Here is a 17,148-nt window from a genome sequence, read left to right as displayed (position 1 = left end):
CACCGGGATATGCTAGCGCTATTCAGATTTGGTGTATTTGATTTGCATCTTATTACGCGGCTGTTATTTTCTTCATGCCAATATGCCTGAAAAATAATAACAGCCCGATATTTATCACAGGTCAGATAAATACCCTGAACGGGGTATTTATTTCTCTGCTGGGCAACGATTATTCCTGATAAACCTCAACGCGGTCGCGGCCATTACTTTTCGCCAGATAAAGTGCGCGATCGGCTTTATCAACCAACTGTTTATAGTCGGGATGATAGTCATATTCGGCAATACCAATACTGACGGTAATAGAAAACGTTTCTGTCGCTGAGGCTGCCATGCGCATCTCGGCAATTTTCATACGCAGCGTTTCCAGAATAATACTGGCCTGTGTTTCATCTGACTCGACGAGCAGAATCATAAATTCTTCGCCACCGTAGCGGAACACGTAATCGCTGCTGCGGATATGATCGTAAATGACCGCCGCGACGTTTTTGAGCGTCAGATCGCCAGTATTATGCCCGAAGTTATCGTTAATTTGCTTGAAGTAGTCGATATCCAGCATCGCCAGGGTAAAAGGCTTACGCGTATGTAACGCCAGCGAGATCTCGCGCCGCATGATGGTCGGAATAAAGCGGCGATTAAGCAACTGGGTCAGCGAATCTTTACCATTTTCCTGCTTAACCAGCGCGTCGAACATTGAGGCGAGCAGGAAATGGATTTTTGCCGATAGCTGGCGTACATCCTGCAATAAGCTCATCCGCTCGGGTTCTGTCGGCTGATGCTGATGCGACAGGGTTGTTGTCAGACGACTGTCGATCTCTGCAATCAGTGATTCCATCTTATTCAGCAGATTGCTGTTGCCGAGGATATGTTTTCCCTTATGTGATAACCACATACCGAAGTCAGAATTCGCCAGAAACACCATCTCACCGAAAGGCATTCCGGTGGCGATGTTATAAATAAACTGGTTTTCCCAGTCGGTAAACGAACGGATTTGCCGCTCGCGCTCGACGTTAACGTCATCGTAAATAGTCTGTAGACGGTACTGCTCCTGCGTGTGCATAGAGTTTTGAAAACTGGGGGAATAGGAGACCGTCATGGCCTCCAGCGCAGTATCCATTGCCAGACTGCTGAAACAGATAGCATCGCTCAGCAGGGCGGGAGTGGAATCTGCCTTTGTTTTTAACACTCTGTACAGCTCATCTTTCAGCTTGCGCGCGCCGCGGTTAACCAGATCGATGGGCAGGCCGATACGGGCATGCACCACACCAATTTTGCGCTGTTTGGCCAGCAGTTGTGAGAGATCTTCGTGGGCGCTGCCAAGTACGCTGCGCAGCCAGTCAAACATGCTGCCGCTGAGGCGGGTACTGACCTGTTCTGTATTGAGGAACAATGCGCTCTCCGCATGGGAGAGCATATAGTCATAAAAAACGGTTACTAAATGGCGGATCTCTTCATCGCTTAACGATGTCAGGAGCGTGTGAACTTCAGGCGATGTTTGACGTAACAGCGCCTGCCATTCTGTAAGGAGTAATGTGTCGTTTACCGGTTCAACCTGTTCCATCTTACTGCCACTCAACGTGCGATTAAAAATTCAGGCGGTATTACGGACAATTACCTCACGATGGTCAAGTTAAACTCTCTTATCGATGGCTAATACCTTCATAAATAAGCCTGAGCGCGAAGACACCAATAATGGCGCCAATCACCCGGCTGGCAACCCGTTGGATTCGGCCATACGCACGGCGCACGGCGGGCAACGAAAACGCCTGGCTGAGAAAAATACGCCAGATAACGGAAGACAACACAATGCCTGCCCAGGCCATCAACCTGGCCCACGTTGGCGTGTCTGCGCTTAAGGTGACCGAGAAGATACTAATAAAAAACAGCACGGTTTGCGGATTAGATAAATCCGTTAATAACCCACGGCGGAAAAACACATACCAGGGGGCGGAAAGCGGCTGCTGTAGCGTTGGCATTTGCGGTGTCGCCTGATGCCGGATGCTGTTCCAGGCGAACCACAGCAGATAGGCGCCGCCGACAATCTTAATCAACGAAAAAATCTCCTCACACTGAGTGATAAGCGTCGCCATGCCAAAGAGCCCGAGGCCGGAGTAGAACGCATCGCCTAAGGCGACGCCCAGACCGGTTATCACGCCCGCGCGTCGCCCTGACGCCAGACTGGTTTGCACCACCACAAACAGGTTCGCGCCGGGGTTAAAAAAAGTTAAAACAAACAGGCTGACGGTGAGTACGACGGCGTGCAGAGGTTCCATAGACAACAATTCCTCAGATTCTCATAAAGTTAACACTATAATTTCAGTGCGCTGCCTGTTCTGAGGATCAACTCACACTGGCTATTGAAACTTTGAACAGGTTGACGCGCTGCTACCCGGTGACCGGTTTTTTCTGCGCCGCAAAATCTCTATATATTCCTGCTGAATGTGGATTTTTTATCCAGGCTGGACTAGTTATTAATCATCCTTGAATCGCGTTATGTAATGTTCAGGGATCGATGATGGCGTAATAACAAAACCTGGAGCTGGTCTATGAAAACTGGAATTAAAGTACTTATTGGTGCATTAGCTTTTGTCGTGACCAACGCATATGCCGCGGAATTTATGACAAAACTTGAATTTGAAAAGGTTGAGTCGCAGTACACAAAAATCGGTGATATCTCAACGAGTAATGAAGTTTCTGTCTCAGACGCTAAAGAAGAGCTGCTGAAGAAAGCAGAAGAGAAAGGGGCCGATGTGGTGGTATTAACCTCCGGTCAAACGGATAATAAAATCCATGGCACAGCCAATATCTACAAGAAAAAATAATACGCTACTGTAAAAATCACGATACCCGCCGGTCATTGTATCGGCGGGTTTTCTTTTAATCTGCGCCAGAAGGTGGTTCGGCTTACCCCGAGATATCGTGCAGCCGCGGTTTTATCGCCATTGAATTGCGCCAGAACCTGCTGCGGCGTCAGCGATGAGGATACCTGCGGCGCGTCAGCAGCAACGGCCAGTTCCGGTAACAGCTGCTGCAGGAATTGTACGTTCAGCTCCGGCTGCGGCTCGACGCTTAAAAACAGCGCCAGGCGCTCCATCATATTACGCAGTTCACGGATATTCCCAGGCCAGCCATAATTCAGTAACGTCGGTTGACTCAGACCCAGCCCTTTGCGCACAGGTTCAGAAAACGGCACCTCCAGTTCCGCCAGCGACTGTTTTAAAAAGCCTTCCGCCAGCGGCAGGATATCGGGCAATCGCTCGCGTAGCGGCGGTAGCGTGAGGCGCAAAATACTCAGGCGATAAAACAGATCGGTGCGAAATTCTCCCTGTTTTATCTCCTGCTCCAGATGACAGTGGGTGGCGCTAATCACTCGTACATCGACCGGAATCGGCTGATGTCCACCTACCCGGGTGACCTCTTTTTCTTCCAGCACGCGCAGCAGTCGGGTTTGTAACGGCAGCGGCATTTCGCCTATCTCATCAAGAAACAGCGTTCCGCCGTGGGCGATTTCAAACAGGCCCGCGCGTCCTCCCCGACGGGAGCCGGTAAAGGCGCCATCCTCATAGCCGAACAGCTCCGCTTCCAGTAATGATTCGGTGATTGCCCCGCAGTTGACGGCAACAAACGGCGGCGAAGGTTTACCGCGCCGATTCTCCTGACGGGTGAAAAACTCACGATGAATTGCCTGCGCCGCCAGCTCTTTGCCCGTGCCGGTTTCGCCCTGAATCAGCACCGGCGCACGTGAACGGGCATAAAGCATAATGGTGTGCCGCACCTGTTCCATCTGTGCCGAGTGACCGCGCATATCCCCCAATGCATAGCGGGTGCGCAGCGTATCGCCGGAAACGTACGGACCGTTTCTGCGCAGCGTCAGACGAGTCATATCGAGCGCATCGACAAAGGCCTGGCGCACGGTGGCGGCCGAATAGATAAAGATGCCGGTCATGCCTGCTTCTTCTGCCAGGTCGGTAATCAACCCCGCGCCCACGACCGCCTGCGTGCCGCTGGCCTTCAGCTCGTTGATTTGACCACGGGCATCTTCTTCCGTGATATAGCTGCGCTGTTCAAGCTGCAAATTGAAGGTTTTTTGAAAAGCGAGCAGCGCGGGGAGGGTTTCCTGATAGGTAATGACACCAATCGACGAGGTGAGCTTTCCCGCTTTGGCCAGCGCCTGTAGCACGTCAAACCCGCTGGGTTTAATCAGGATCACCGGAATCGATAAACGGCTTTTCAGATACGCCCCGTTGGAACCCGCGGCAATGATGGCATCACAACGCTCGGTGGCTAACTTCTTGCGGATATACGTCACCGCTTTTTCAAAACCAAGCTGAATAGGGGTGATGGTTGCCAGGTGGTCGAACTCCAGGCTGATGTCGCGAAACAGTTCGAACAGGCGCGTGACCGAAACGGTCCAGATAACCGGTTTGTCGTCGTTCACCCGCGGCGGAAGATGCGTATCAGCCATAACCATCCTAAAAAGTAAGGCACCGAGTATTAGGGTTTAGTTGTGTTTCATTAATGTTGCAATGAAACGTGAAGGAACGTTTCATGAAACGATAGCTGACACGCTTTTGTGCAACAAAGATACAAGGATTTAATTTAATATATTGTTTTTAAAGATAAATATATAAATTAATTAAAAATTAAGGTCTTTGGCATACCCCTTGCTTTAAATAAATCAACGAACGATAACAAGTTGATAACAAAGGACGGGATATGTCTCTACACTCCCCAGGGCAGGCGTTTCGCGCCGCGCTCAGCAAAGAAAACCCATTACAAATCGTTGGCACCATCAACGCCAACCACGCTCTGCTGGCCCAACGCGCCGGATATCAGGCGATTTATCTCTCCGGCGGCGGCGTCGCGGCTGGGTCTCTGGGTCTGCCGGATCTTGGTATTTCTACCCTTGATGATGTGCTAACCGATATTCGCCGTATCACTGATGTTTGCCCGCTGCCATTGCTGGTGGATGCGGATATCGGTTTTGGATCGTCAGCCTTCAACGTGGCGCGGACCGTGAAGTCGATTTCCAAAGCTGGTGCCGCCGCGCTGCATATTGAAGATCAGATCGGCGCCAAACGCTGCGGCCATCGCCCGAACAAGGCGATCGTCTCGAAAGAAGAGATGGTCGACAGGATCCGCGCCGCCGTCGATGCGCGTACCGATCCCAACTTTGTGATCATGGCGCGGACCGATGCATTGGCGGTGGAAGGGTTAGAGGCCGCCATCGAACGTGCCCAGGCGTACGTCGAAGCAGGCGCGGATATGTTGTTCCCGGAAGCCATTACCGAGCTTGCCATGTACCGTCAGTTTGCCGATGCGGTACAGGTGCCGATCCTCGCCAACATTACCGAATTTGGCGCTACGCCACTGTTCACCACTGATGAACTGCGCAGCGCGAACGTCGCGATGGCGCTGTATCCACTGTCGGCCTTCCGCGCCATGAACCGCGCTGCGGAAAAGGTTTACAACGTGCTGCGCCAGGAAGGAACGCAAAAGAGCGTTATCGACATTATGCAGACACGCAACGAGCTGTACGAAAGCATCAATTACTACCAGTTCGAAGAGAAACTCGACGCGTTGTATACCAAGAAGTAACCGTCGTAGGCCGGATAAGGCGTAGCCGCCATCCGGCAATAAATTTGTACCCTACATATTATAAAAATGACGAGGACAACATGAGCGACACAACGATCCTGCAAAATAGTACCCATGTCATTAAGCCTAAAAAATCGGTTGCGCTGTCAGGCGTCGCCGCCGGAAATACCGCGCTGTGTACCGTAGGCAAAAGCGGTAACGACCTGCACTATCGCGGCTACGATATTCTCGACCTGGCGCAGCAGTGCGAATTTGAAGAAGTCGCGCACCTGCTGATCCACGGGAAATTGCCCACCCGTGATGAGCTCACCGCCTATAAAAGCAAATTAAAAGCGCTGCGCGGGCTGCCCGCAAACGTGCGTACCGTTCTGGAAGCGCTGCCTGCTGCCTCGCACCCGATGGACGTGATGCGCACCGGCGTCTCCGCGCTGGGTTGTACGTTGCCGGAAAAAGAAGGGCATACCGTTTCCGGCGCACGCGATATTGCCGACAAGCTGCTGGCATCGCTCAGTTCTATTCTCCTGTACTGGTATCACTACAGCCATAACGGCGAGCGTATTCAGCCGGAAACTGACGATGATTCCATTGGTGGACACTTCCTGCATCTGCTGCATGGCGAAAAGCCGTCGCGAAGCTGGGAAAAAGCGATGCATATTTCGCTGGTGCTGTACGCCGAACACGAATTCAACGCCTCCACCTTCACCAGCCGCGTGATTGCAGGGACCGGATCCGATATGTATTCCGCGATTATCGGCGCGATTGGCGCATTGCGTGGTCCGAAACACGGCGGGGCGAATGAAGTATCGCTGGAGATCCAACAGCGCTACGAAACGCCAGACGAAGCGGAAGCGGATATCCGTAAACGCGTTGAAAACAAAGAAGTGGTGATTGGCTTTGGTCATCCGGTTTACACCATCGCCGACCCGCGCCATCAGGTGATAAAGCGCGTGGCGAAACAGCTTTCTCAGGAAGGCGGTTCGCTGAAAATGTATAACATCGCCGACCGTCTGGAAGACGTGATGTGGGAAACGAAAAAGATGTTCCCCAACCTCGACTGGTTCTCGGCAGTCTCCTACAACATGATGGGCGTCCCGACTGAAATGTTCACACCGCTGTTTGTCATCGCCCGCGTCACCGGCTGGGCGGCGCACATCATTGAACAGCGCCAAGACAACAAAATTATCCGTCCTTCCGCCAATTACACCGGCCCGGAAGATCGTGTCTTTGTCGCGATAGATCAGCGTTGCTAATGCAAAACCTCTAAATATAAAAACAGGAACCCTTGTTATGTCTGCACATATTTCGAACGTCCGCCCGGAATTTGACCGTGAAATCGTTGATATTGTTGATTACGTCATGAATTACGAGATCACTTCGACGGTAGCGTATGACACCGCGCATTATTGCCTGCTTGATACCTTAGGCTGCGGCCTGGAAGCGCTGGAATATCCGGCCTGTAAAAAACTGCTGGGGCCGGTAGTCCCAGGGACTGTGGTGCCGAACGGCGTGCGCGTTCCGGGCACCCAGTTCCAGCTCGATCCGGTGCAGGCGGCGTTTAACATCGGCGCGATGATCCGCTGGCTGGACTTTAACGACACCTGGCTGGCCGCGGAATGGGGTCATCCTTCCGATAACCTCGGCGGCATTCTGGCCACGGCTGACTGGCTGTCACGCAATGCGGTAGCGGTGGGGAAAGCGCCGTTAACCATGAAAAAAGTGCTCACCGGAATGATTAAAGCCCATGAAATTCAGGGCTGCATTGCGCTGGAAAACTCTTTTAACCGCGTCGGTCTCGATCACGTCCTGCTGGTCAAAGTGGCCTCCACGGCGGTGGTCGCCGAGATGCTTGGCCTGAACCGGGATGAAATCCTCAACGCCGTGTCGCTGGCGTGGGTTGACGGGCAGTCGCTGCGTACCTATCGCCATGCGCCAAATACCGGCACGCGTAAATCCTGGTCAGCTGGCGATGCAACTTCGCGCGCGGTACGTCTGGCACTGATGGCGAAAACCGGTGAGATGGGGTATCCGTCTGCGCTGACGGCGAAAACCTGGGGCTTTTATGACGTCTCTTTCAAAGGCGAATCGTTCCGCTTCCAGCGCCCGTACGGCTCTTATGTGATGGAAAACGTGCTGTTTAAAATCTCCTTCCCGGCCGAGTTCCACTCGCAGACTGCGGTAGAGGCAGCGATGACGCTGTACGAGCAGCTACAGGCTGCAGGGAAAACGGCGGCGGATATCGAAAAAGTGACCATTCGTACGCACGAAGCCTGTATCCGTATCATCGATAAAAAAGGCCCGCTGAATAACCCGGCGGATCGCGATCATTGCATCCAGTATATGGTCGCTATTCCGCTGCTGTTCGGGCGTTTAACCGCGGCAGATTATGAAGACGGCGTGGCGCAGGACAAACGCATTGATGCCCTGCGCGAGAAGATCAACTGCTTTGAAGACCCGGCCTTTACAGCCGATTACCACGATCCTGAAAAACGCGCCATCGCGAATGCCATCACCCTGGAATTCACCGACGGCTCACGTTTTGAAGAAGTGGTGGTGGAGTACCCAATCGGCCATGCGCGCCGTCGTAACGACGGGATGCCGAAGCTGGTCGAGAAGTTCAAAATCAACCTGGCGCGTCAGTTCCCGACCCGTCAGCAGCAGCGCATTCTGGATGTCTCCCTGGACAGAACTCGCCTGGAGCAGATGCCGGTCAATGAGTATATGGATTTGTTTGTTATCTGAAACCCGACTCATCAGGCGTAAGTTCAACAGGAGAGCATTATGTCTTATAGCGAGTTTTATCAACGTTCTATTACGCAGCCGGAGTCGTTCTGGGCCGAGCAGGCCCAGCGTATTGACTGGCAGCAGCCGTATACGCAGGTACTGGACCACAGCAATCCGCCGTTTGCCCGCTGGTTTTGCGGCGGGACGACCAATCTGTGCCATAACGCCATCGACCGCTGGCTGGAGAAACAGCCCGAGGCGCTGGCGCTGATTGCGGTGTCATCAGAAACCGAAGAAGAACGCACGTTTACCTTTCGTCAGTTGTATGACGAAGTGAATATTGTGGCAGCGATGCTGTTGTCGCTCGGCGTACAGCGCGGGGATCGGGTACTGGTTTATATGCCGATGATCGCCGAAGCGCACATTACGCTGCTGGCCTGCGCGCGCATTGGGGCGATCCATTCGGTGGTGTTCGGTGGTTTTGCTTCGCACAGCGTGGCGGCGCGCATCGATGACGCCCGACCGGTGGTTATCGTTTCGGCGGATGCCGGGGCGCGCGGCGGCAAGATCCTGCCCTATAAAAAGCTACTCGATGATGCGATCGATCAGGCTCAGCATCAGCCGCGTCATGTGGTGCTGGTCGACCGCGGTCTGGCGAAAATGGCGCGGGTGGAGGGGCGTGACCTCGACTTTGCCGCGCTACGCCAACAGCATCTCGGCGCACGGGTGCCGGTTGTGTGGCTGGAGTCGAACGAAACGTCCTGCATTCTCTACACCTCCGGGACAACCGGTAAACCGAAAGGCGTCCAGCGCGACGTTGGTGGTTACGCGGTCGCGCTGGCGACCTCGATGGACACCATTTTCGGCGGCAAAGCGGGCGGCGTGTTCTTCTGCGCGTCGGATATCGGCTGGGTGGTTGGGCATTCCTATATCGTGTATGCCCCGCTGCTGGCGGGGATGGCGACGGTGGTTTACGAAGGGCTGCCAACGTATCCGGACTGCGGCGTATGGTGGAAAATTGTTGAGAAGTATCAGGTCAGCCGGATGTTCTCGGCCCCGACCGCCATCCGCGTGCTGAAAAAATTCCCAACCGCGCAAATCCGCAATCACGATCTCTCCTCGCTGGAGGTGCTGTATCTGGCGGGTGAGCCGCTGGATGAACCGACCGCCAGTTGGGTAACGGAAACGCTGGGCGTCCCGGTTATCGACAACTACTGGCAGACTGAATCCGGCTGGCCGATTATGGCTATCGCCCGCGGGCTGGACGACCGACCGTCGCGGCTGGGCAGTCCTGGCGTGCCGATGTACGGCTATAACGTGCAGTTGCTCAATGAGGTGACCGGTGAACCTTGTGCGGCGAACGAGAAGGGGATGCTGGTGATTGAAGGGCCGCTGCCGCCGGGCTGTATTCAGACTATCTGGGGGGATGACGCGCGGTTTGTGAATACCTACTGGTCGCTGTTTTCCCGCCAGGTGTACGCCACCTTTGACTGGGGCATTCGCGATGCCGATGGCTATTACTTCATTCTGGGCCGTACGGATGACGTGATCAACGTGGCCGGACACCGGCTGGGGACGCGCGAGATAGAGGAGAGTATTTCCAGCTATCCAAACGTCGCCGAGGTGGCGGTAGTTGGCGTGAAGGATGCGCTGAAAGGGCAGGTGGCGGTCGCGTTCGTTATTCCAAAACAGAGCGACAGTCTGGAAGACAGCGACATTGCCCATTCGGAAGAGAAGGCGATTATGGCGCTGGTGGACAGTCAAATTGGTAATTTTGGTCGTCCGGCGCACGTCTGGTTTGTGTCGCAGCTGCCGAAAACACGCTCCGGCAAAATGCTCAGACGGACGATTCAGGCGATCTGCGAAGGCCGCGATCCTGGCGATCTGACGACCATTGACGATCCCGCATCGTTGCAGCAAATCCGTCAGGCGATCGAGGAGTAACGTCGTGTGATGCCCGGTGGCGCAATGCTTACCGGGCCTACGTGTTAATCAACTTTCTTATACGGCCCGTGATAGTAATCAAACGGCGCATAAACCGTATCGGCCACGAACGATAACGGCACATCAACAAATAACAGCGCTAAATCGAAATAGTTATAATCGTAAGCGCCCAGGTTTTTTAGTTTATCAATATCATGGCGCATACCCACGTAATACGTATCTGAATCCTCGCCTGCCGTGCGCGCATCAATGCTGCCACATCCTGTAAGTAATACGCTGATAAAGAGCGTTGTTACCGCAACCGTCTTTTTGCTCATGCTATGACCTGGCTTCTCGCCCCGTTTTACCATAACGATAAAAAAGCGGCGTGTTGTCCTCGGAACTTAAACCACCAGGTCAGGACTCATCGTGTGAGGATGGCACATCGAAGGCCGGATAAACCACGTGAGTGGTGTATCCGGCAAAGAGGCTTTTACAGCGTGACGCTTTCGCGACGACGCAGCAGAGAAAACGGCCCCGGTCCACTTAGGGTAAATACGGAAATCAACGTGAAGCTTAGCGCAATTATCCCCAGCACCAGATACGCCCCCTGGAAACCAATACTCTCATACATTTTTCCGGCCAGAACTGACATGAAAATCATTGCTAACTGTTTGAAGAAACAGAAGCACACCAGGTAAATTGTGGCCGAGAAGCGCACTTCAAACTGACTGGTGATGTATTTGAAGCAACCGACGATCAGGAACGGTATTTCAAACATATGCAGCGTTTTGAGAATGACGACCTCCAGCGCAGAGGTGGCGAAGGAGGAGCCGATGATCCGCACCGACATTATCGTACCGGCCAGCAGTAAGGCGTTCTTTCCGCCAATGCGGTTCACAATCAGCGGCGCAAAGAACATGATAGAGGCATTAAGTAATTCCCCCATGGTCGTGACGTAGCCAAACACACGGGTACCCTGTTCGCCGGTGGCAAAGAACGAGGTAAAGAAGTTGGCGAACTGCTGGTCAAACACATCATACGTACAGGAAACGCCGACCACGTACAGGGAGAGGAACCAGAGTTTCGGTTGTTTAAATAACTCCAGCGCTAGCTTCAGACTGAATGCTGAGTTGTTGGCGCCTACCGCATCCGCAACTTTTGCAGAAGAGGGGACATCTGTTTTTGAAAAGAGCAGCAGCAATGCCAGAATGACCGCACAGCCGGAACCTAACCAGAAGACAAACTGGTTATTGATGGTGAACATAATCCCGGCAATTGAGGCGCACAGCGCCCAGCCCACGCAGCCAAACATGCGCGCGCGACCAAATTCAAAATTGCTTCGGCGGCTGGCTTTTTCAATATAGGCTTCAATCGCCGGAGCGCCGGCATTGTAGATAAAGCCAAGGTAAATCCCGCCGACAATCGAACCCAGTAAAATATTAGCCTGTAATAACGGGCCAAAGACGTAAATAAAGAATGGGGCAAACATTACCAGCATTCCGGTAATTACCCACAGCAGGTGTTTACGCAGGCCAAGCTTATCGGAAAGCAGTCCGAAAACAGGCTGGAATAATAATGAAAATAGTGAAATACAGGCGAAAATGATCCCGGTGTCACCTTTACTGATATGGTTTATATCGTGTAACCAGATAGGGAAGAAGGGGAAATAGGCACCCATAATGAAAAAGTAAAAGAAAAAGAAGAAGCCGAACATCCAAAAGTTAGTGTTTTTCAAATAATACATAATGGACTTCCTTACGATGAATGCGGGCAGGGGGGAACCTGCCCGATTATTATTATTTTTGACCCCAGACCAGCTGGTAGTGGTAGCGTCCGGCACTCAGCAGGAACTCTGGTGAAACGGAAGGACTCCAGGAGTCGTCACCGCCCACGCCCATATGGAAGCCATCAATATTGACCCAGGTACCTGCCTCCGGTTGCAGCAGATGGCGGTGGCTGGTTTCCATCAGTTGCTTCTGGCTAAAGCGGCTGATGTTGAACAGGAAGTCCCCTCGCCATTGATGCGCGCCGTAGCGTAGCTCACGCGTGTTGCAGCGCAGACCGTTTTCGCCAGGGAAAACATACGGGGTGTACATCTCATCAAGCGACAAATCCCAACGATCAAAACAGGCGGCGCTCAGGCGATCCGGGTAGTTCTCATGTGGGCCGAGACCTAACCAGTTCACGCGCTCAGCGATCTGCGCCAGTTGGCAGCTCAGGCCGATGCGGGCCGGATGTGGCGTGCCGCTGGCGACGTCGACATCCACCGTTATCTGCATTTCACCATTGCCGTTAATGCGATAGCTTTTTCGGCTGACGAACAGCGTTTCGCCCTGATACTGCCACGCATGTTCGGTGGCGATCAGTACCGCATTGCTCAGCGTGTCGGCAGCACAGTGCAGTAACGTTGCTTCGACCAGATAATGACCGGCGGCTTTCCAGCGTTCGACCCAGGCGTTAGGGTCGATGCGGGTTGACTCGCTCACGCCGATGTCGTTGTCCAGCGGCGCGCGGGTGAACTGGTCAGTAAGCGGGGTTAACAGCTGGGCTGCGTCGCCAATCCAGTACTGTGTCAGCAGGCCAGACTGACGGTCGAATTGCCAGCGCTTGTCGTTGATCTCAACAGTAAAGGTGTTTTCGCTCACGTTCAGCTGTGGTGCGGTACGGGCAGTTGGCCGTGGCGCCAGGCTGAGTTTCTCTTCCAGCTTCCATTGCTGCCAGGCGCTAATGTGCCCGGCATCTGACCATGCGGTGGTCTGAGGTTGCTCTACGCGTACCGTTAGCCATAACTGTCCGGCGGTTTCCGGTAGCGGGACATCTGGCAGGGTAATCACCTGGCGACTCTGTGGGGCGATATCCAGCACGATTTCTCCGGCGGCCAGCGGGTTGCCATCCTGGGCAATCGACCAGTGCAGAACTTCGTTATCGCTGTGGCGGAACAGATATTCGCTGGTTACTTCAATCTGGCGTTTGGGTCCCGGCAGCAGCGTAAACTGGAAAAACTGCTGCACATGTTTGGCCTCGTATAATGTCGGATGCGGGGTGCGATCGGCGAACACCAGGCCGTTCATGCAAAACTGACGATCGTTAGGCGTGTCGCCAAAATCACCACCGTAGGCAGACCATGCCTTGCCGTTCTCATCATATTTAATCAGCGACTGATCTACCCAGTCCCAGACAAACCCGCCCTGTAGGCGCGGAAATTGACGGAACGCTTGCCAGTATTTGGCGAAGCCGCCAAAACTGTTGCCCATGGCGTGGGCGTATTCGCAGAGGATCAGCGGACGCTGCTCGCCGGGCATCGACAGCCACTTTTTAATCGACCATTTGGGTACCGCGGGGAAGGGTTGATCCTGATCGACGCGGGCGTACATTGGGCAAATAATGTCGGTCGCTGTGGTATTTGCGCCGCCGCCTTCATACTGTACCGGGCGGGACAGATCTTCTGATTTTATCCAGCGGTAGAGCGCGTCATGGTTGGCGCCATGCCCGGATTCATTGCCCAGTGACCAGATGATGATGCTCGGGTGGTTGCGATCGCGTTGCACCATGCGCGTGACGCGCTGGCTCATGGCTGGCAGCCATGTGGGATCGTCGGTGAGGCGATTCATCGGCACCATGCCGTGGGTTTCAATGTTGGCTTCGTCGACCACATACAGGCCGTAGCGATCGCACAGGGTGTACCACAATGGATGGTTCGGGTAATGGGAGCAGCGCACGGCGTTAAAGTTATTCTGCTTCATCAGCAGAATATCCTGCACCATCGTCGCCTCGTCCATCACCTGACCGTTGACCGGATGGTGCTCATGACGGTTGGTGCCGCGAATCAACAGCGGCTTACCGTTGAGTAACAGCAGGCCGTTTTCAATACGAACCTGACGAAAGCCGACATCACAGGCTTCCGCTTCAATCAGCACTCCGTCAGCGGTACGTAACTGGACCACAGCGCGGTACAGATTAGGCGTTTCGGCACTCCACAGCGCCGGGTTTTCGACGTTCAGACGCAGGGTAACCCGATCATGATAAGCGCCGCGTTCATCAATAATTTCGCTGCCGAGCGGGGAAGTCGTTTCGTGAGTGAGCGTTTCACCGTCCCACAATTGCAGGGTGACGCGTAAATCTTCGCTCTCGTTGTCCGCCACTCTGACTTCTGTTTCCAGCGTGGCGCGGCTGAAATCGTCGTTAAAACGGGTGTTAATGCGCAGGTCGCGGATTTGCGTAGTGGGCTTATGCAGCAAAGATACATCGCGAAAGATCCCGCTCATGCGCCACATGTCCTGGTCTTCCAGATAACTGCCGTCGCTCCAGCGCAGCACCATCACTGCCAGGCGGTTTTCTCCTGGCAGCAGATAATCGCTAAGATCGAATTCAGACGGCAGGCGGCTGTCCTGACCGTAGCCAACCCAGCGACCATTGCACCACAAATGAAACGCGGAATTCACCCCGTCAAAAATAATGCGCGTCTGACCTTCATCTAACCACGCGTCTTCGATACTGAATGTGAGCGAGTAACATCCTGTCGGATTCTGCGCTGGAACGTACGGGGGGTTAACCGGGATCGGGTAGGTGACGTTGGTATAAATTGGCGCGTCGTAACCATCCATCTGCCAGTTAGAGGGGACGTTGACAGTATCAGCCTGTGGCAGATCGCTCGTCAGCCAGCTTTCCGGCACGGCCTCAGGCGCGGAAAACCAGGCGAACTGCCACTTGCCATTTAGCGAGCGTAACTGAGTTGATCGCTGATTGGTGCGCGCATCATCTGCTGAGCGCCAGCTACAAAACGGCGGGTGCGCCTCCAGGCGGTTGAGCTGCGTGACGCCGGGATTTTCCCAGTCACGGCGGGCCAGTACAGCGGAGAGTGAATCTGTGTTCAGGTTCATAACGGTATCCTGTTTGAATTTGTTATTCGCTCACAATTTCAATCAAAATACGAATAAGCGATCCCAACTGTAAAGGATGGGGCGCTCAATGAGTGAACTGACTCACACAATTGTTATGCGTTCACAATTTAGGTGTGAGCTGCGAAACTTGCCGCGCTAGCTGGATCAGTGAGTCGGCCAGTACCTGGGGTGAGAGGGTTTGCGTATCAGGAGGCAGAACCGTATTGCGCTTAACCAGGGTTACGGGCAGCAGTTGGTTGCCCACGCTTGAGGTCCCACGGGGAAGTTGCAGCAGTCTGTCGACGCTGGTTTCACCCAGTAACGGAAAATCCTGCCTGATGGTGGTCAGTGGTGGGATGTAGCAGGCGCTGTCTTCGGTGTCATCGTAGCCGATCACCGAGATATCAACCGCCACCCGCAGACCGAACTCGCTGATTGCCCGCATCGCGCCCAGCGCCATTTGATCGTTAGCGACCAGCATGGCAGTGGGGAGATTACCACCATTAAGCATATGCAGCGTTTGCTGAAAACCTGACATCGCGCTCCAGTCGCCTTCCAGCTCCGCGGTGGGTTGCAGCTGGTAGTGCGCCAGATATTTATGCCACCCCGCATGGCGAAGTCTTGCCGAAACCGAAGTGTGTGGCCCACTCAGCAGGGCGATACGCTGATGCCCATGCTGCACCAGATGTTCAACGCCGAGACGTGCGCCGTCGTCATGGGAGAAAATCACGCTGTTAATTGGCGTCTGATCAGAGACATCAAGAAACAGTACCGGCACCGTACCGCAGGCGGTAGCCACGGCAATGGCGTCTTCTTCATCCAGCGGGTAGTTGATGATAAGCCCGGTTACGCGTTGAGAAAGCAGGTTGTGGACTGCGGCTTTACATGCCTCAACGCCGCTACGTTCGACCATGGCGATCACCACGCTGGCCCCGGACTGGTCGGCGCGGGATTTTATGGCGGCAACGATTTGCGAGGGGGCGTGCAGGGCAAGGTTCGCCGTCACGACGCCAATCAGCGGCGTCTGTTTGCCCGCCAGCTGCTGTGCGACGCGGTTGGGGATGTAATTGAGCTCCGCCATCGCGGCCTCAACTTTCTGTCGGGTTTTTGCGGAAACGTGGCTGGCCTGATTCACGACGCGCGAGACGGTCTGGTAAGAGACTCCTGCATGGTCTGCCACATCGTATAGCGTTACCGGTTTCACGTTTATCACCCCTGTCATGACGTTATCTGCGCGCTATGATGCCACAGCGGGACGGTTTTGGGGTATTTGCGCATTGGTTCTGCGAGGCGCATTCCAGGGTTGCGGATCGTGTGCTGGAGGATTTATCGTCGTGATGCTTAACAGCATAAAAAAGTGAGGACATCGTGAGCGACTCTGCGGCAAACAACATTCTGTCCATCTACCAACGTCATGCGGAGGCCTTTGCCAGCCAGCGTTCACGCGCACTGTTCGAGAAAAGCTGGCTGGATAAGTTCATCACCGTGATGGGCGGGCAGGGCAGCATTGTGGATATTGGCTGCGGCAACGGTCAGCCGATTGCTGGTTATTTTATTCAGCAAGGCTTTCAGCTTACGGGAATTGATGGTTCTGCGGCGATGCTGGCGCGGGCCCGGCACTCTTTTCCCGCACAGCGCTGGCTGGAGCAGGATATGCGCGAGCTGGGACTTAACGAGACTTTCGATGGTCTGATCGCCTGGGACAGCTTTTTCCATTTAACTCAGCAGGATCAGCAAAAGATGTTCCCGATTTTTGACCGACTCAGCCGTCCCGGCAGCGCGCTGATGTTTACCAGCGGGACGGAAAACGGTATCGCGATGGGGCAATTTGAGGGCGAACCGCTGTTTCACGCCAGCCTCGCGCCGGATGAATACCGTGCATTGCTGTCAGCGCAGGGTTTTGTGGTGGTAGAGATGGTGATGGAAGATCCGCACTGCGCCGGGCATACCATCTGGCTGGCGCAAAAACGTGGCTAATCGCCGCCAAAGGTGATGCGCTGTGTGGCGTTACGGATTTGCGTGATGT

Annotated in this window: 13 protein-coding genes; 6 read left to right on the top strand and 7 right to left on the bottom strand. The window is 54.1% G+C overall.

The genetic code is table 11. The features are described 5' to 3' along the window. Positions 1-169: 169 nt before the first annotated feature. Positions 170-1,558 carry a diguanylate cyclase gene (locus tag HV237_RS18655; RefSeq protein ID WP_016151942.1) on the bottom strand — a complete coding sequence of 463 codons (1,389 nt, stop codon included), beginning with the start codon at positions 1,556-1,558 and terminating at the stop codon, positions 170-172. Between the two features lie 79 nt (positions 1,559-1,637). Next, a complete protein-coding gene (locus tag HV237_RS18650) occupies positions 1,638-2,270 on the bottom strand; it encodes a LysE family transporter (protein ID WP_016151943.1) in 633 nt (210 codons plus the stop codon). 273 nt (positions 2,271-2,543) lie between these two features. Here HV237_RS18650 and yahO point away from each other — a divergent pair, with 273 nt between their 5' ends. Beyond that, positions 2,544-2,819: a DUF1471 family periplasmic protein YahO gene (gene yahO / locus HV237_RS18645; protein ID WP_016151944.1), complete on the top strand. Its 276-nt coding sequence runs from the start codon at positions 2,544-2,546 to the stop codon at positions 2,817-2,819. A gap of 32 nt (positions 2,820-2,851) precedes the next feature. Here the strand turns inward: yahO and prpR are convergent, their stop codons facing one another. Next, a complete protein-coding gene (gene prpR / locus HV237_RS18640; protein WP_046275626.1) occupies positions 2,852-4,462 on the bottom strand; it encodes a propionate catabolism operon regulatory protein PrpR in 1,611 nt (536 codons plus the stop codon). 251 nt (positions 4,463-4,713) lie between these two features. Here prpR and prpB point away from each other — a divergent pair, with 251 nt between their 5' ends. The 4 genes from prpB (at position 4,714) to prpE (ending at position 10,260) form a co-directional block, all read left to right on the top strand. After that, positions 4,714-5,595, top strand: coding sequence for a methylisocitrate lyase (gene prpB, locus HV237_RS18635; RefSeq protein ID WP_016155797.1), 882 nt, complete (start codon positions 4,714-4,716; stop codon positions 5,593-5,595). 80 nt (positions 5,596-5,675) lie between these two features. Next, entirely contained in the window at positions 5,676-6,845 is a 1,170-nt protein-coding gene (gene prpC / locus HV237_RS18630; protein WP_016151947.1) for a 2-methylcitrate synthase, read from the top strand. A 37-nt stretch (positions 6,846-6,882) separates the two neighbouring features. Continuing rightward, positions 6,883-8,334, top strand: coding sequence for a bifunctional 2-methylcitrate dehydratase/aconitate hydratase (locus HV237_RS18625; RefSeq protein WP_047357649.1), 1,452 nt, complete (start codon positions 6,883-6,885; stop codon positions 8,332-8,334). Between the two features lie 39 nt (positions 8,335-8,373). Next, positions 8,374-10,260 carry a propionate--CoA ligase gene (gene prpE / locus HV237_RS18620; RefSeq protein WP_047357650.1) on the top strand — a complete coding sequence of 629 codons (1,887 nt, stop codon included), beginning with the start codon at positions 8,374-8,376 and terminating at the stop codon, positions 10,258-10,260. Positions 10,261-10,304: 44 nt separating this feature from the next. Here prpE and HV237_RS18615 read toward each other — a convergent pair whose 3' ends face one another. From HV237_RS18615 to HV237_RS18600, 4 genes are all read right to left on the bottom strand, one after another. Further along, positions 10,305-10,577 carry a YceK/YidQ family lipoprotein gene (locus HV237_RS18615; protein WP_047357651.1) on the bottom strand — a complete coding sequence of 91 codons (273 nt, stop codon included), beginning with the start codon at positions 10,575-10,577 and terminating at the stop codon, positions 10,305-10,307. A 155-nt stretch (positions 10,578-10,732) separates the two neighbouring features. Continuing rightward, positions 10,733-11,986 carry an MFS transporter gene (locus HV237_RS18610; RefSeq protein ID WP_047357652.1) on the bottom strand — a complete coding sequence of 418 codons (1,254 nt, stop codon included), beginning with the start codon at positions 11,984-11,986 and terminating at the stop codon, positions 10,733-10,735. Positions 11,987-12,038: 52 nt separating this feature from the next. Continuing rightward, on the bottom strand, positions 12,039-15,122 hold the full coding sequence (locus tag HV237_RS18605; protein ID WP_181541581.1) for a beta-galactosidase: 3,084 nt from the start codon (positions 15,120-15,122) through the stop codon (positions 12,039-12,041). Between the two features lie 121 nt (positions 15,123-15,243). Next, positions 15,244-16,326: a LacI family DNA-binding transcriptional regulator gene (locus HV237_RS18600; protein WP_016151953.1), complete on the bottom strand. Its 1,083-nt coding sequence runs from the start codon at positions 16,324-16,326 to the stop codon at positions 15,244-15,246. Positions 16,327-16,490: 164 nt separating this feature from the next. Here HV237_RS18600 and HV237_RS18595 point away from each other — a divergent pair, with 164 nt between their 5' ends. Further along, complete coding sequence (locus tag HV237_RS18595) at positions 16,491-17,099, top strand: class I SAM-dependent methyltransferase (protein WP_047357657.1); 609 nt, start codon at positions 16,491-16,493, stop codon at positions 17,097-17,099. Positions 17,100-17,148: the final 49 nt, after the last annotated feature.

It is taken from the genome of Citrobacter sp. RHBSTW-00570, from assembly GCF_013739755.1.
In the GTDB taxonomy this organism is placed as follows: domain Bacteria; phylum Pseudomonadota; class Gammaproteobacteria; order Enterobacterales; family Enterobacteriaceae; genus Citrobacter; species Citrobacter braakii.
This window is presented reverse-complemented; position numbering and strand designations above follow the sequence as displayed.

Coding starts and splice junctions, on each gene's coding strand:
- HV237_RS18655 (WP_016151942.1), bottom strand. CDS start 1,558: ATGGAACAGGTTGAACCGGTAAACGACACATTACTCCTTACAGAATGG.
- HV237_RS18650 (WP_016151943.1), bottom strand. CDS start 2,270: ATGGAACCTCTGCACGCCGTCGTACTCACCGTCAGCCTGTTTGTTTTA.
- yahO (WP_016151944.1), top strand. CDS start 2,544: ATGAAAACTGGAATTAAAGTACTTATTGGTGCATTAGCTTTTGTCGTG.
- prpR (WP_046275626.1), bottom strand. CDS start 4,462: ATGGCTGATACGCATCTTCCGCCGCGGGTGAACGACGACAAACCGGTT.
- prpB (WP_016155797.1), top strand. CDS start 4,714: ATGTCTCTACACTCCCCAGGGCAGGCGTTTCGCGCCGCGCTCAGCAAA.
- prpC (WP_016151947.1), top strand. CDS start 5,676: ATGAGCGACACAACGATCCTGCAAAATAGTACCCATGTCATTAAGCCT.
- HV237_RS18625 (WP_047357649.1), top strand. CDS start 6,883: ATGTCTGCACATATTTCGAACGTCCGCCCGGAATTTGACCGTGAAATC.
- prpE (WP_047357650.1), top strand. CDS start 8,374: ATGTCTTATAGCGAGTTTTATCAACGTTCTATTACGCAGCCGGAGTCG.
- HV237_RS18615 (WP_047357651.1), bottom strand. CDS start 10,577: ATGAGCAAAAAGACGGTTGCGGTAACAACGCTCTTTATCAGCGTATTA.
- HV237_RS18610 (WP_047357652.1), bottom strand. CDS start 11,986: ATGTATTATTTGAAAAACACTAACTTTTGGATGTTCGGCTTCTTCTTT.
- HV237_RS18605 (WP_181541581.1), bottom strand. CDS start 15,122: ATGAACCTGAACACAGATTCACTCTCCGCTGTACTGGCCCGCCGTGAC.